Below are 14997 nucleotides of genomic sequence, written 5' to 3'. Positions count from 1 at the left end.
CATCGTGGACAGAGGCGCACATGCTTGCAAGCGGAATGCACGAACGTGCAAGGGAGATGACCATGACGGTGACGGATGCCGCGGGGCCGGCGCTCGAGGGCGAACTGCCCTCAGGCAAGACGCGCGACGCGCTGCGCGCGGCGCACCTGTACTACCTGCAGGACCTCACGATGGACGCCATCGCGAAGGAGCTGCACACCTCGAGATCCTCGGTCTCGCGCCTCCTGAGCCACGCGCGCGCGACCGGGCTCGTCGAGATCTCCATCCACTCGCCGCTCGACCTGCCGAGCCGGCTCGAGCAGGACATCCTCGAACGGCACGAGGTCTCCGCGCACGTCGTCCCGGTGCCCGACCATGCCAGCGACGTCGACCGGCTCGAGCGCGTCGCGCTCACGGCTGCACGGATTCTCAACCGGTTCATCGACTCGAACCAGACCATCGGCGTCGCCTGGGGCTCGACGATGAGCGCCATGAGCCGCCACCTCGCGCCCAAGCCGACGCACAACTCCGAGATCGTGCAACTGAACGGCGCGGGCAACCTCCGCACCACCGGCATCCTGTACGCATCGGAGCTGCTGCGGCGGTTCGGCGATGCCTTCGGGGCCCGCGTGCAGCAGTTCCCCGTGCCCGCGTTCTTCGACGACCCCACCACGAAGGAGGCGTTCTGGCGCGAGCGGAGCACGCGGCGCCTGCTCGACCTGCAGTCGGCGATGGACGTCGCCATCTTCGGCATCGGCTCGCCGTTCGCCGAGGTGCCGAGCCACGTCTACCAGGGCGGCTACCTCGAGCGAGCCGACTACCGAGGGCTCAGCCGGGACGGCGTGGTCGGCGACGTCGCGACGGTGTTCTACCGCGCTGACGGGTCGACCGATGGGATCGCGCTCAACGCGCGCGGCACGGGACCCGACTTCGCGACGCTGCGTCGCGCACCCCGTCGCATCTGCGTCGTCTCGGGCCGGGCCAAGCTTCCGAGCCTCAGGGGCGCTCTGGCGGCCGGGCTCGTGACGGACCTCATCGTCGACGAGGGCACGGCTCGCGGTCTCGTGGAGGATGAGGCGGAGCGCCCGGCGACCGCGACGGAATCGTGACCGAACGCGGCCGCCGCTGAGGGTAGCGTGATGGTCGCGGCCCCCGGACGGCCGCACGAGAGGACCCCATGCACCCGTCCGACGCGCCCGCGGCATCTTCAGAGCCCGAGGCCGGGTCCGAGGCCGATCAGGCGACCTCACCCGGCGGCGCGGGGACTGCGCCGCCTGCCGTCGGGTCGCGTCGCGCGGCCGTGATCGGCGCCGGCGCGGCCATCGTCGCGGTCATCGCGGTCGCACTCGCCGGCCATCACGTCGCCGCGACGGTCGCGCACGCGCAGGTCTGGCCGGAGTGGTCGGCGGCCGACGCGCGGTACGACGAATCGACCGAGCGGTACGACGCCGCGGCCGACCGCGGATCAGCCTCGGCCGAACGTGCCGAGCGCCTGCTCGAGGTACCGACCGGCGACCTGGTGGCCGACGAGGACCGCACCGCGCTCGAGGCCGCCGTCGCCGCGGCCCGCGAGATCGCCGCCGACGAGCCGGCCGGCGCGGGCGGCATCGCGTCGCTCACCGATCCCGCCGACGTGGCGCCCGCCTGGGAGCGGTACGCCGACCTGTGGGAGCTCATCGAGCTGATCCCGGACCGGCACGAGGCCGCAGCCGCTGCCGAGGCATCGACCGAACGCGTTGCCGCGGCCACCCGGGCCGTCTCCGACGCCACCGATGCGCTGCTCGACGGGGCGAAGGAGTCCGCCGCAGCGGCGCTCGACGCCAGCCCGCACGCGACCTACCGGGCGAGGGCTGCGCTCGAGCGTGCGCTCGACGACACCTGGTACGAGTCCGGCAGCGTCGCCCGGCTGCCCGAGTTGGTCACGGCCGTGGCAGACGTCCGCACCTCGCACTCCGCCGAAGCGGAGCGGCGGGGGGCCCATCCCGTCCGGGCCGAGATCGAGGATTTCGCCAGGTCGATCTCGTACGGCGTCGAGATCGACTTCGCATGGGCGTACGTCGTCGGAGGGTATTCGAGCGACGGCTGGTTCTCCGGTACCGCCGAGTTCTTCGACGACGGCGACGGCTGGGGACTCGTGTCGCTCAGCGAGAGCATCGAGAACGCCTGGTCATGGGACGAGAACGCGAAGGCCGTCGTCGTGCACGAGGTCGGGCACACGCAGGTGCTCCGCGAGGAGTGCCACGCGATCTTCGCCGGACCTGAGTTCGGCGGCGATCACGAGGCGTGGGCCACGGCATGGGCGATCGGCATGGGCTACGACCTGCCCGGCTCGGGCATCGAGGCCTACGGCCGTCCGAGCGACGCGCAGATCGCCGCCGCCGCCGAGTGCCGCTGACGCGACATCGGCGGGCGCCGACCGGGAATAGCCGGAGCCCGGCGGCGTTGACCTAGAATCGAAGTGAAACGTGCTCCGGGGTCGGTGCAAGTCCGAACCGGCGGTGATAGTCCGCGAGCCGGGAGCGCGTGGCCGACCGGCCGCGCGCGAACGGTTGAACCGGTGGAACTCCGGTACCGACGGTGAAAGTCCGGATGGGAGGCGGCACGTGAGGGCGGCGCCTTGCGCCGCCGATTCCCGCGTCGCCGGGATCCCCGGAGCCTGGAAGGCAGGCACCGATGTCCACGGGCACGCGAGCGGTGACGGATGCCGCGGCGATGCGCCGGGCGCTCGTCCTCGCCGAACGCGGACCCGCCCGAGGCGTGAACCCGCGCGTCGGCTGCGTCATCCTCGCGCCCGACGGCCGGACCCTCGCCGAGGGGTGGCACCGCGGTGCGGGCACCCCGCACGCCGAGGTCGACGCACTCGAGCGGCTCGCGCCGGGCGCGGCACGCGGGGCGACCGCGATCGTGACGCTCGAGCCGTGCAACCACACGGGTCGCACCGGGCCGTGCGCGCACGCGCTCATCGAGGCGGGCATCGCCCGCGTCGTGTACGCCGTCGACGACCCCGGCGACCACTCGTCGGGCGGGGCGCGCACGCTCCGCGAGGCCGGCGTCGAGGTCGAGGTCGGGACGCTCGCCGACGAGGTCGAGGCGTTCCTCGGCGACTGGCTCTTCGCCGCCCGCGCGCGTCGCCCGCGGGTCACCGTGAAGTGGGCGTCGAGCCTCGACGGGCGCGCCGCCGCCGCCGACGGATCGAGCCGCTGGATCACCGGCCCCGAGGCCCGCGCCGACGTGCACCTGCGCCGTTCCGCCTCCGACGCGATCGCCGTGGGCACGGGCACCGTGCTCGCCGACGATCCGTCGCTCACGGCCCGCGACGCCGACGGCGAGCTGCTCGAATCACAGCCGGTCCCCGTCGTGTTCGGCCGCCGCGAGGTTCCCGCCGCCGCCGCGCTCACGCGTCACCCGCACGACGTGCTGCAGTTCACCGGCGACGACCTCGGATCCGACCTCGGCGAGCTCCAGCGCCGCGGCATCCGTTCCCTGTTCGTCGAGGGCGGTCCGACGCTCGCGAGCGCGTTCCTCTCGGCTGGGCTCGCCGACGAACTGCTCGTGTACCTCGCCCCCGCGGTGATCGGCGGCCCCCGGACCGCCGTCGCCGACGTCGGCGTCGCCACGATCGCCGACGCCCTCCGATTCGACTTCGCCGACCTCGTGCGGCTCGGCGACGACCTCCTCGTCGTCGCTCGCCCGCGCGCGACCGCGCATCCCTACCCCACCACCCGAGAGAAGGCCTGAGCATGTTCACCGGAATCATCGAGGAGCTCGGCGCGGTCGCGCGCGTCGAGCCGCACGCCGACGTGGTGCGACTCACCGTCCGGGGGCCGAAGGTCGTCGAGGGCGTGCGCCACGGCGACTCCATCGCGGTGTCGGGCGTGTGCCTGACCGTCGTCGACTCCGACGCGGAGTCGTTCACGGCCGACGTCATGGCCCAGACCCTGCGCATGTCGACACTCGACGACGTCGCCGAGGGGCGCCCCGTCAACCTGGAGCGCGCGGCGCTCGTCGGCGACCGGCTCGGCGGGCACATCGTCCAGGGCCACGTCGACGGCACGGCCGAGGTGCTCGAGGTGCGTCCGGGCGACGAGTGGCGCGTCGTCCGCTTCGCGCTGCCCGACGCGCTCGCCGCGCTGGTCGTCGACAAGGGGTCGATCGCGGTCGACGGCGTCTCGCTCACCGTCAGCGCGCTCGGCGACGAGCCCGACGGGTCGTGGTTCGAGGTGTCGCTCATTCCCGAGACGCTCGCGGCGACCACGCTGGGCGGACTCGCCGTCGGCGACCGCGTGAACCTCGAGACCGACGTGCTGGCACGGCACGTGCAGCGGATGCTGCGGCTCGACGCGCACCGCGCACTGCCGTCGTCGCTGCACGAGCCGGGCGCGCCGGGCGAATCGGTGCGCGCCTCCGAACCCGCCGGCGTGGCGGACGGGGGTGCGCGATGAGCCTCGCGACGATCCCCGAGGTGCTGGAGGCGCTGCGCGCCGGCAAGCCCGTCATCGTGGCCGACGACGAGGCGCGCGAGAACGAGGGCGACGCCATCATGGCCGCCGAGTTCGCCACGCAGGAGTGGATCGCGTGGATGGTCCGCAACACGAGCGGCTTCCTGTGCGCGCCCATGCCGAACGCCGTGGCAGACCGGCTCGGCTTGCCGCTCATGGTCGAGCGCAACGAGGACCTGCGCGGCACCGCGTACACGATCTCCGTCGACGCCGCCGAGCGCATGTCCACGGGCATCTCGGCGGGCGAGCGCGCGCACACCCTCCGCGTGCTCGCCGACCCGGAGTCCACGCCCGACCGGCTGATCCGGCCCGGCCACATCATCCCGCTGCGCGCGGTCGAGGGCGGCGTGCGCGAGCGCGCCGGCCACACCGAGGCCGCCGTCGACCTGATGCGGCTCGCCGGCCTCTCACCGGTCGGCGTGATCGGCGAGCTCGTCGCCGACGACGGCGAGATGATGCGGCTGCCCGGCCTCATCGAGCTCGGCGAGCGCGAAGGGCTGCCCGTCACGACGGTCGCCGCCCTCATCGACTGGCTGCTCGAGCACCACGGCGGGCAGGACCTCGCTGCCGGTGAGGCGCCGGCGGCCGTCGCCGAGACGTCGCGCGTGCTGTTCGAGGTCGAGACGCTGCTGCCGACCGAGCACGGCGACTTCCGCGTGCGCGCCTACCGCGACCGCGGCACGGGCGCCGACCACCTGGCCATCATCGCGGGCGAACCCTCGTCCGACCCCGACGGCGCGATCGTGCGCGTCCACTCCGAGTGCCTCACGGGCGAGGCACTGGGCTCCCTGAAGTGCGAGTGCGGGTCGCAGCTCGACGCGGCGCTCGCCGCGATCTCGGAGTACGGCGGCGTGGTGGTCTACCTGCGCGGACACGAGGGCCGCGGCATCGGCCTGATCAACAAGCTCCGCGCGTACCGGCTGCAGGAGGAGGGCCTCGACACGCTCGACGCGAACCTCGCCCTGGGCCTGCCGATCGACGCGCGCGACTACTCTGCCGCGAGCGCCATCCTCGAGGAGCTGGGCATCGACCGCGTCCGCCTGCTCACGAACAATCCCGAGAAGGTGCGCCAGCTCGAGCACCACGGCATCCGCGTGGCCGACCGGCTGCCGCTCGTGGTGGGCGTCGGCGCCGGCAACGCGGGGTACCTCGAGACCAAGCGCACGCGCATGGGACACTCGATCGACGACGGCCAGCTCACCGACGCGGCCGCGGACGCACTGCTGAGAGGACACGCATCATGAGCGGAGCCGGATCCCCCGAACTCGACGTCGACGGCCGCGGGCTTCGCGTGGTCGTCGTCGCAGGAAGCTGGCACGACGAGATCACCGACGGCCTGATCGCGGGCGCGACGCGCACGCTCGATTCGGCGGGCGCCTCGTTCGAGCTCGTGCGGGTGCCGGGCAGCTTCGAACTGCCGGTCGTGTCGAAGGCGGCGCTCGAGGCGGGAGCCGACGCGGTCGTGGCGCTCGGCGTGATCATCCGCGGCGGGACCCCGCACTTCGAGTACGTGTCGTCGGCGGCGACCGACGGGCTCACGCGCGTCGCGCTCGACACCGGCAAGCCGGTCGGCTTCGGCGTGCTCACCCTCGACGACGAGCAGCAGGGCCTCGACCGGGCCGGCCTGCCCGGCTCCAAGGAGGACAAGGGCCGCGAGGCGGCCGAGGCGGCGATCGTCACCGCGAACGCGCTCCGCGCGCTGCGCGGCTGACGACGGCGTTGCCGCGGCCATCGGCGCGGGCACCACGCGGCATCCGACCTTCGATTGAATCTGCCGCGGCGAGGGCCGTCCGGCTGGCCCCGGACGCGGCCCGGCTCATAGGCTCGGGGGCATGACCGCCCTCGAGATCATCCGCATCATCCTCGTCATCCTCCACTTCGTCGGCCTCGCGTCGCTGCTCGGCGGCTTCCTCGTGCAGGTGAAGGCCATCGGAGCCGGACGTGGCACCGTGGTGCCGGCGATGGTGCACGGCGCGCTGACGCAGCTCGTCACCGGCCTGCTGCTGGTCGGCGTGATCGAGATGGGCGACCTCTACGACACCGACAACATCAAGGTCGCGGTCAAGCTCCTCGTCGCGGTGGTCATCACCGTGCTCGTGTTCGTCTACCGCAAGAAGGCGCCGGCGCCGTCGTGGGCGCTGTGGGCGATCGGCGGTCTCACGCTGCTGAACGTGATCGTCGCGGTCGCCTGGCGCTGACCCACCCCGCGACTCGGTCCCAGCCCCACCACGCCCCGATCCCCACGCCGAAGGACGCCGCGATCGCGAGCGGCGGCGACACCTCCTCGATCGGCGGGTACACCTGCCAGTGCGTGAGGTACACGAACATCGAGGCGGATGCCACGGTGCCGAGCCCGCCCGCCAGGAACGCCGGCACCGGCAGGCTCGTCGCCCACACGAGCAGGCCGAGGCCCGCGATCACGACGCCCTCGCGCACCGGATCACCGAAGAACCCGGGAACGGTGGCGAGCACGACGACGCTCGCCACCACCCGGCCTCGCGTCGTCGTCGACCGGGCGATCAGCCAGCCGAGCGCGATGAGCCAGGCCACGCCCGGCAGCGCGTAATGCAGCGGCGACGACGACGTGGGCCCACCCGAGACGGCGTAGCGCAGCGCGAGCGCGGCGACGAGCACGACGGCCGCGAACGCGTACGGCCGACGGCGCTCGAGCGCGTCGAGGCGCGGCACGGCGACGATCGCGGTCACGGCGAGGATCGCCCAGACGAGCGCTTCGAGGAACCAGAGGTGCCACTGGTCGGTCCACCCGTCGTACGAGCCGACGAGCCAGTTCGACAGGGCGACGGTGGCGGGATCGTACGTCCGAGCGACGAGCGCCACGCCTCCGACCCACAGCACGGCCGGAACGGCGATGGCGCGCACGCTGCGCAGCAGCCCGCGGACCCGGCTCGAGCGAACGGCGCGGAGGTCGCCGGGTGCCGCGCCGGTCCCGGGGTGCCCCGGGGTGAGCCGGAACCGGGCCAGGTTGAACCCCGCGACCGCGAGGAGCAGGTGCGCGCCGCCCTGCAGCTGGACGACGTCGGCGTGGGTGGCCACGATGAGCACGATGGCGAGCGCACGGAGCACGACCGAGGTCTCGACGCGCGCGATGCGGCGCCGCTGCGGGTCGAGGAGGCCGCCAGGCCGTCTTGAGACCGCCGCAGGGGACTCCGATACCGGCTCCTCGGCTCTCGAGACGGCCCTGACGGGCATCCTCGACCCGCACAGCGTGGACAGGTCGTGGATGCTCCGGCTCGGCCAGTCGGCGGGCAGTGCGCCGAGGCGCGCCTCGAGCTGCAGCGCGAGCTCGACGTAGTTCAGCGAGTCCCCGTCGAGGGTCGTGAAGCTGTCGTCCGGGGTCGCGTCCGGGCGACCGAGGAGCTCGGCGTACAGGTCGCGGAGATCGGCCACAGGATCCGTCGCATGCGTCGCCGGCACCGCGGCATCCGTCGCCTGCAGCAGCGATGCGTGCGCGCGGAGCGCCGCATGATCGGGCTTGCCGTTGGGCGTGCGGGGGAACTCGGCGATCGCGTGCACGTCGAACCCGTGCGGCGGCAGGCCCGTGATGCGAGCGACCGACGCGTGCGCTCGGCCGACCGAGCGCTCCTCGCGCACGAACACCGCGAGCCGTTCGTCGACGCCGACCGCCCGCGCCTCGAGGCCGCCATCCGCGAGCCGTCGTTCGATCAGGTCGAGGTCGAGCCGCAGGCCGAACGCCTTCACGAACCGGTTCAGGCGTCCGGTGATCTCGACCAGCCCGTCGTCGCGCCGGCGTGCGAGGTCGCCGGTGCGGAGCTCGGCGAGTTCCGCACCGCGCGCGAGGTCGTCGGGCGTCTCTGCGTAGCCCATCATCACGTTGGGGCCGGAGTACACCAGCTCGCCCTCGCCGGGCGCGCCGCCGCCGACCGTCTCGTCGATGCGGAACGCGCCGCCCGGGATCGGCACGCCGATGGCGCCGGCCGCGGTCTCGGCGAGCTCGGGGGGCAGGTAGGCCATGCGCGCGGTCGCCTCGGTCTGCCCGTACATGACGAACACGTCGAAGCCCGTTTCACGGCCGAGTCGCGCGAGCCGCCGAACCCGCTCGGGCGCGAGCCGCCCGCCCGCCTGCGTGACGTACCGCAGCGTCGGGTGCGGTCGCCGCGCGAAGTCCGTCGACTCGAGCAGTTCGTACGTGTACGGCACGCCGGCGATCGAGGTCGCCTCGTGCGCGTCGAAGTCGGCCCAGAAGCCCGGCTCGACCACCGAACGGTCGGTGAGCAGCAGGCTGCCGCCCGCGATGAGGTGGCTGTTGACGACGCTGAGGCCGTAGCAGTAATGGAGGGGCAGGGTCGTCGCGGCCCGGTCGGCCGGGGTCAGCCGGAGGTACTCGGCGATGCTCCGCGCATTGGCGAGCACGTTGCCTCGCGAGAGGCGCACGAGCTTGGGTGATCCCGTCGAGCCCGAGGTGCTCGCGAGCAGCGCGAGGTCCGGGTGGAACCGGTGCCGGCTCCCGCCGCGGTCCTCGATGGCGACGTCGTCGAGGCCGGCGCGCACGACCACGTCGGGCTCGTATCGGGCGACGAGCGCGTCGAGCCCTGCGCCGCCGCCCGCGTCGGGCGCGACGAACAGCACCGGGTGTCCGCCCGCGAGCGCCGCGAGGTACGTGACCACGGACTCGACGGTGTTCGATCCGGCGAGGAAGACCATCCGGCGGCCCGTGCCGAGTTCCGCGCGGCGTGCGGCGACGCGATCGGCGAGCTCCGCGTAGTCGACGGATGCCGCGGGCGTCACGAGGGCAGGCGCGTCGGGGTCGCCGCCGAGGAGGTCGAGCGCGGTGGGCTCGGTCCGGGTCAGGGTCGTACGCACGTGGTGGCCGTTCGTGTGAGAGACGCGAGGTCGGTAGGCAAGGTGAGGCTAACCTTACGTGACACCCGACGCTCACCGAAATCGCTCGACGTCACCGTTCGTCGCACTCCCTCGACCGTTTGCCACGCTCCCCCGTATCCCGCCACCCCCTTCTGGCCCTCCCCGCCCCGGCGTAGCATGGCCGCCGACAGGGTCGCCGGGTCCGCAGCCGGCAACGTCGACGCCCGGCCCCCGGAGACGACGAGGTGCACCGATGAACATGACGATGGACATGATGAAGGGCGCGATGTCGGGGTCGGACATGCCCATGAAGGGCATGGACATGTCGATGATGCAGGAGGCCATGGAGGCACTCTCCGCGTGCTCGCAGGCGTGCGTGATGTGCGCCGACGCCGACGCGGCGGAGGGCATGGGGCGCTGCGGCGCCATGTGCTCGAACTGCGCCGACGTGTGCGACGTCATGATGCGGATGATGCTGCGCACGAACGGCTACGACATGACCGTCATGATGTCGATGATGGAGGCGTGCGTCGCGATGTGCCGCGCGTGCTCCGAGGAGTGCTCGAAGCACGCCGACATGGCCGAGCACTGCCGCATGTGCGCCATGGCCTGCGATCAGGCGGCGATGGCGATGGAGAAGATGATGGGCTCGATGCGGGAGATGATGCCCGCGAGCTGACCGCGGCTCGGCTCAGACGGCGGCGACGCTGAAGCGGTCGTCACCGCGAGCCAGCACGCCGTAGACGCCGTGCAGGGCCACCGGGTCGCCGACCACGACCCGGCCCTGCGCCGCACCGTGGTGCCAGACGCGGTGCCGGCCGCCATCGAGGTCGACCAGGTCGACGAAGCCGTCGGCCGCAACGTCGACGACCACTGCGTCGACCCACCTGCTCGCGGCGATCCGCGCCAGTCGTTCCTGCATCGGGTGCAGCCCGTGGCCCGGCCGGTCGCTCGCGCACGCCTCGCCCTCGACGCAGCCGCGCATGCCCATCGCGAGGCCCGTGCGGGACTCGGCGGCGGCGTGCGGCTGTGGCGTCGACATGGCGGCTCCTCTGAGTTCGTGGTGCAGGCGACGATACGCCGGGGCCGAGCGGATGTCGCCGACGGCCGTCACACGCGGAAACACTCCCGGATCGGCCGCTTCAGTCGAGGAACAGCGCACGGAGGCGCTTCGTCGTGAAGACCATGCCCACGACGATCATGACGAGGTAGTAGGCAACGTGCACGAGCAGCCCGGGCCCGACGACCCCCGTGGTGAGGCCGCGGACGAGCTCGACGCCGTGCCACAGCGGCAGCGCCTGGATCAACCACTGGATCGGCTGGGGGTACACCGTCAGCGGGTAGAACGTCGCCGAGAACAGGAACATGGGCAGCATCACGAAGTTGATCCAGTCCATCTGCTGGAACGTCGTCAGGTAGCTCGTGATCGCCATCCCGATGCTCGCGAAGCCGAAGGCGATGAGCAGCACCGCGGGGATCGCGAGCACAGCCCACCACGACAGGTTGAGCCCGAGCACCTGCATGACGAGCATGAAGCCGCCCGCGTAGAGCGCGCCGCGCAGCAGGGCCAACGAGATCTCGCCGAAGGCGACGTCGAGCGGGCCCAGCGAGGTGGCGAGCATGCCCTCGTAGAGCTTGGCGAAGCGGATCTTGAAGAACACGTTCCACGTGGAGTCGTAGATCGCGCCGTTCATCGCGGCGACCGCGAGCAGGGCCGGGGCGATGAATGCCGCGTACGGCACCTCGCGGCCGTCGACGGCGACCGTGCCGACGAGCGCGCCGAGTCCGATGCCGAGCGAGAGCAGGTAGAAGACGGGCTCGAACAGGCCGCTCATCATGACGAGCCAGTTCGTGGAGCGCGTCGCGCGCCAGCCGCGGTACACGACCGCGCGCGAGTTGCCCGCGTACAGCGCGCCGACGCCGCGGCGGGGCGCGGCGCGGTGCTCGAGTGCGTGGTCGACGAAGGTCATGCGGCGAGCCTCCGGCCGGCGATGCGGCGCGCCCAAACCCAGCCGGCGGCGGTCATCGCCAGGAGGACGACGACATGCAACGTACTGAGCCACACGGGTTCGGGGTAGCCGAACGTGGCCACGCGCGACAGCTCGGTGCCGTGCCAGAGCGGCTAGATCCAGCCGATCCACTGCAGGAACCACGGCAGCTGCGAGAGCGGGAAGAACGTGCCCGAGAAGAGCGTGAGCGGCAGCACGACGAGGCGCTGCACCATGGCGAGCTGCCCGGTGTCCTCGCGGATCGACGAGGCGTACGCCATGAGCAGGGTGCCGAACGCCATGCCCGTGAGCGTCGCGATCGGGACGGCGAGCCAGCCGGTCGACGAGGGAACGGCGCCGAACAGGAGCATGAAGGCGTAGTAGATCGCCACCGTCGCCGTCAGGCGCACGACGACCGAGATCACGAGTCCGTCGACGATCTGCCCCGGGCTGATCGGGCCCGAGTGCATGCCGCTGAACGTCGGATTCCACTTGTAGCCGAGCAGGACCGGGTACGAGAACTCGATCATCGCCGTCGTGAGCGCCGCGCTGCACAGCAGCGCGGGCGCCACGAAGACGAGGTACCCGACGCCGCCGGCCTCGAGCGACAGGTTCCGGTCGACGAGCGTCGCGAGCCCGACGCCCATCGCGTAGAGGTAGATGAGCGGCTCGCCGAACCCCGTGACGAGGATCGTCTGCGCGTACGACCACATGACGCGGAAGCGGTGCTCGGCGACGTACCACGCGCCGAAACGGCGCGGACGGACGCCGCCCGCGATCGCGCGGCGCGCGTCATCCGTCGTCGCCCCGTCGGTCGCGGCATCCGTCGGCCGGGCGTGGAGTCGTCCCTTCGGGCCTCCTCGACCCGCGGAGGGGAGGTCGCTCATTCGATCAGGGTCCGTCCGGTCAGGCGCAGGAAGACGTCCTCCAGGCTCGAGCGGCGCACGAGGCTCGTGATCGGGTGCAGCCCGGCCGCCGAGATGCGCTCGAGCTCGGCCTCGCCGTCGGCCGTGTAGACGAGGATGCGGTCGGGAAGCACCTCGATGCGGTCGCCGGAGCCCTCGAGCGCGCGCGCGACCTCTTCGTTGCGGTCGGAGCCGAACCGCAGCTCGAGCACCTCGCGCGACGAGTACTGGCGGATGAGCTCGGCCGGCGACCCCTCGGCCATGATGCGGCCGTGGTCGACGACGACGAGCCGGTCGCAGAGCTGCTCCGCCTCGTCCATGTAGTGGGTCGTGAGCACGAGCGTCTTGCCCTGCTCCTTCAGCCGGAACAGTCGATCCCAGAGGATGTGACGCGCCTGGGGGTCGAGGCCTGTCGTCGGCTCGTCGAGCAGGAGGATCCGCGGGTCGTTGATGAGCCCGCGCGCGATCGTGAGGCGGCGCTTCATGCCGCCCGACAGTGCGTCGACCTTCGCCTGGCCGCGGTCGGCGAGCTGCGCGAACTCGAGCAGCTCGTCGGCGCGCTCGGCGACGACCCGGCGCGGCAGCCCGAAGTAGCGGCCGTACACGAGCAGGTTCTCGCGCACGCGCAGTTCCATGTCGAGGTTGTCGGCCTGCGGCACCACGCCGAGCTGCGAGCGGATGTCGGGACCGTGCCGGTCGGGGTCGAGCCCGAGGATCGACAGCTCGCCCTCGGTGCGCGTCGAGACCGCGCCGATCATGCGCATGGTCGTGGACTTGCCCGCGCCGTTCGGACCGAGCAGGCCGAACGACTCGCCGGGCGCGACCTCGAACGAGAGGCCGTCGACGGCGGCGAAGTCCCCGTAGCGCTTGACGAGGTCTCGGGCGACGATCACGGGCTGCGGCACGATTCATCACCTTAGACCCGGCCGCCGACATAGCATGAGGCGCATGCAGACCGCCCCCTCCGCCGGCATCCGCATCGCCGACCGCGTTCGCGACGCCGTCGCGGCCGGCCGCCCGGTGCTCGCACTCGAGTCGACGATCCTCACGCACGGCCTGCCGGTGCCCCGCAACCTCGACGTCGGGCTCGAGACCGAGGCGCTCGTGCGCGACGCGGACGTCGAACCCGCGACCATCGGCGTCATCGACGGCGTGCCGACCGTCGGACTCGACGCGTCGGAGATCGAGCGGCTCTGCGGGTCCGACGACGTCGTCAAGGCGAGCACGCGCGACCTGCCGGTGGCTCGCGCCCGGCGGCTCGATGCGGGCACGACCGTCGCGGCGACCGCGTGGCTCGCGCACCGCGCGGGTATCCGCGTGTTCTCGACGGGCGGGCTCGGAGGCGTGCACCGCGGCGCGACCGACACGTTCGACGAGTCGGCCGACCTGCCGTCGCTCGCCGTCACGCCGATCACGGTCGTCAGCGCGGGCGTGAAGTCGATCCTCGACATCGGCGCCACGCTCGAGCGGCTCGAGACGCTCGGGATCACCGTCGTCGGCTACCGGACCGACCGGTACCCGGGTTTCTACGTGGCCGACTCGGGGTTCCCGGTCCCGGCGCGCGTCGACTCCCCGGCCGAGGCCGCCGGCGTGGCGCGTGCGCGCGACGAGCTCGGCCTCGACTCGGCGGTGCTCGTCGCCAACCCCGTCGCCGAGTCCGAACAGCTCGACCCCGCCGTACACGACCGGGTCCTCGCCGAGGCGCTCTCGGCAGCGGCTGCCGAACGCGTCACCGGGCACGACACGACTCCGTTCCTGCTCGACTTCGTCCGGCGCGCCACGGGCGGGCGCAGCCTCGAGGTGAACCTGGCGGTGTACCGCGGCAATGCGCTCCTCGGCGCGGAGATCGCACGTGGGCTCGCCCGCTGACCCGCCCGCCGGGGGCGTCCTCGTCGTCGTGGGCGACCTCCTCGAGGACGTCGTCGTCTGGGCGACCGAGCCGATCCGCGCGGCCACCGACTCGGCCGCGCAGGTCTTCCGCGCTCGCGGCGGCAGCGCCGCGAACGTCGCCGCGCACGCCGCGGCCCGCACGCCGACCCGATTCATCGGGCGCGTCGGCGACGACGGCGCCGGGCGCACGCTCGAGGCGGCGCTCGCGGCATCCGGCGTCGACGTGCGCGTGCAGCGGGACGGCCGCACGGGCGCCGTCGTGCTCATCGTCGCGCCCGACGGCGAGCGCACGATGTTCCCCGACCGCGCCGCCGCGGCCGAGCTGCACGGCGTCGACGCCGGGTGGCTCGGGGGCATCGGATGGCTGCACGTGCCGAGCTACGGCCTCGAGCACGAGCCGATGCGCAGCGAGGTCCGGCGGCTCGTCGGGCTGGCGCGCGAGCGCGGGGCGCGCGTCTCGATCGACGCCTCGTCCACCGGGCTCCTCGACGGGCTCGGCGTCGAGCGCGTGCTCGGCTGGTACGCCGAGCTGCGGCCCGACGTGCTGTTCGCGAACGAGACCGAGGCGCAGCTGCTCGGCGTCGCCGGCGGCGGCCCGGTCGCGGCATCCGTCGGCCGTCGGCTCGTCGTGAAGCACGGCCCGGCGCCGACCGGGGTGTTCGACGACGGCGTGCTCGTGGCGCGGGTCCCGGTCGCCCCGGTGGCCGGCGTACGCGACCTCACCGGGGCGGGCGACGCCTTCGCGGCCGGCTACCTCGCCGCGGCGATCGGCGGCGCGGATGCCACGGCGGCCTGCCTCGCGGGGCACGAGGCCGCGGCATCCGTCATCGCCTCGCCGGGTGCGGGCACGCCGGCCTGACGCGGCCGGTTCTCCACAGATCCGGCACGCGCGCG

Annotated in this window: 15 protein-coding genes and 1 riboswitch; of the genes, 10 read left to right on the top strand and 5 right to left on the bottom strand. The window is 72.9% G+C overall.

Annotated elements, in window-relative coordinates:
- Positions 1-56 precede the first annotated feature (56 nt).
- The 7 genes from ACULK4_RS05865 to ACULK4_RS05835 all read left to right on the top strand — a co-directional run bounded on the left by ACULK4_RS05865 (position 57) and on the right by ACULK4_RS05835 (position 6676).
- Positions 57-1088: a sugar-binding transcriptional regulator gene (locus ACULK4_RS05865; protein ID WP_445965590.1), complete on the top strand. Its 1032-nt coding sequence runs from the start codon at positions 57-59 to the stop codon at positions 1086-1088.
- 68 nt (positions 1089-1156) lie between these two features.
- Positions 1157-2374 carry a hypothetical protein gene (locus ACULK4_RS05860; protein WP_445965591.1) on the top strand — a complete coding sequence of 406 codons (1218 nt, stop codon included), beginning with the start codon at positions 1157-1159 and terminating at the stop codon, positions 2372-2374.
- 66 nt (positions 2375-2440) lie between these two features.
- A riboswitch (FMN riboswitch) is annotated at positions 2441-2586 on the top strand.
- A gap of 66 nt (positions 2587-2652) precedes the next feature.
- Positions 2653-3717, top strand: a complete 1065-nt coding sequence (gene ribD / locus ACULK4_RS05855) for a bifunctional diaminohydroxyphosphoribosylaminopyrimidine deaminase/5-amino-6-(5-phosphoribosylamino)uracil reductase RibD (protein WP_445965592.1) — start codon at positions 2653-2655, stop codon at positions 3715-3717.
- Between the two features lie 2 nt (positions 3718-3719).
- Positions 3720-4421, top strand: a complete 702-nt coding sequence (locus ACULK4_RS05850; protein WP_445965593.1) for a riboflavin synthase — start codon at positions 3720-3722, stop codon at positions 4419-4421.
- Positions 4418-5722 carry a GTP cyclohydrolase II gene (ribA, locus tag ACULK4_RS05845; protein WP_445965594.1) on the top strand — a complete coding sequence of 435 codons (1305 nt, stop codon included), beginning with the start codon at positions 4418-4420 and terminating at the stop codon, positions 5720-5722. Before ACULK4_RS05850 ends, ribA begins: the two co-directional genes overlap by 4 nt.
- Positions 5719-6189: a 6,7-dimethyl-8-ribityllumazine synthase gene (gene ribH / locus ACULK4_RS05840; RefSeq protein ID WP_445965595.1), complete on the top strand. Its 471-nt coding sequence runs from the start codon at positions 5719-5721 to the stop codon at positions 6187-6189. The genes ribA and ribH overlap by 4 nt, the downstream gene beginning before the upstream one ends.
- Positions 6190-6310: 121 nt before the next feature.
- Complete coding sequence (locus ACULK4_RS05835; protein ID WP_445965596.1) at positions 6311-6676, top strand: hypothetical protein; 366 nt, start codon at positions 6311-6313, stop codon at positions 6674-6676.
- Here the strand turns inward: ACULK4_RS05835 and ACULK4_RS05830 are convergent.
- On the bottom strand, positions 6636-9320 hold the full coding sequence (locus tag ACULK4_RS05830; RefSeq protein WP_445965597.1) for an AMP-binding protein: 2685 nt from the start codon (positions 9318-9320) through the stop codon (positions 6636-6638). The two genes, ACULK4_RS05835 and ACULK4_RS05830, sit on opposite strands and share 41 nt — an antisense overlap.
- A 253-nt stretch (positions 9321-9573) precedes the next feature.
- Between ACULK4_RS05830 and ACULK4_RS05825 the strand changes: the two genes are divergently transcribed.
- Positions 9574-9999, top strand: coding sequence for a four-helix bundle copper-binding protein (locus tag ACULK4_RS05825; RefSeq protein WP_445965598.1), 426 nt, complete (start codon positions 9574-9576; stop codon positions 9997-9999).
- 12 nt (positions 10000-10011) lie between these two features.
- On the opposite strand, the gene ACULK4_RS05820 is transcribed toward ACULK4_RS05825, so the two are convergent.
- From ACULK4_RS05820 to ACULK4_RS05805, 4 genes are all read right to left on the bottom strand, one after another.
- Positions 10012-10362, bottom strand: coding sequence for a hypothetical protein (locus ACULK4_RS05820; protein WP_445965599.1), 351 nt, complete (start codon positions 10360-10362; stop codon positions 10012-10014).
- Between the two features lie 100 nt (positions 10363-10462).
- Positions 10463-11290, bottom strand: a complete 828-nt coding sequence (locus ACULK4_RS05815; protein WP_445965600.1) for an ABC transporter permease — start codon at positions 11288-11290, stop codon at positions 10463-10465.
- 152 nt (positions 11291-11442) lie between these two features.
- On the bottom strand, positions 11443-12195 hold the full coding sequence (locus ACULK4_RS05810; RefSeq protein WP_445965601.1) for an ABC transporter permease: 753 nt from the start codon (positions 12193-12195) through the stop codon (positions 11443-11445).
- Entirely contained in the window at positions 12192-13118 is a 927-nt protein-coding gene (locus ACULK4_RS05805) for an ABC transporter ATP-binding protein (RefSeq protein WP_445965602.1), read from the bottom strand. Before ACULK4_RS05805 ends, ACULK4_RS05810 begins: the two co-directional genes overlap by 4 nt.
- A gap of 43 nt (positions 13119-13161) precedes the next feature.
- Here ACULK4_RS05805 and ACULK4_RS05800 point away from each other — a divergent pair, with 43 nt between their 5' ends.
- Positions 13162-14082, top strand: coding sequence for a pseudouridine-5'-phosphate glycosidase (locus tag ACULK4_RS05800; protein ID WP_445965603.1), 921 nt, complete (start codon positions 13162-13164; stop codon positions 14080-14082).
- Positions 14066-14962 (top strand): carbohydrate kinase family protein, encoded by an 897-nt coding sequence (locus ACULK4_RS05795; protein WP_445965604.1) that lies wholly within the window; start codon positions 14066-14068, stop codon positions 14960-14962. Before ACULK4_RS05800 ends, ACULK4_RS05795 begins: the two co-directional genes overlap by 17 nt.
- Positions 14963-14997: the final 35 nt, after the last annotated feature.

It is taken from the genome of Agromyces selenitireducens, assembly GCF_052748465.2.
Note: the sequence above shows the minus strand (reverse complement) of the source record. Positions and strands in the feature narration are given on the sequence as shown.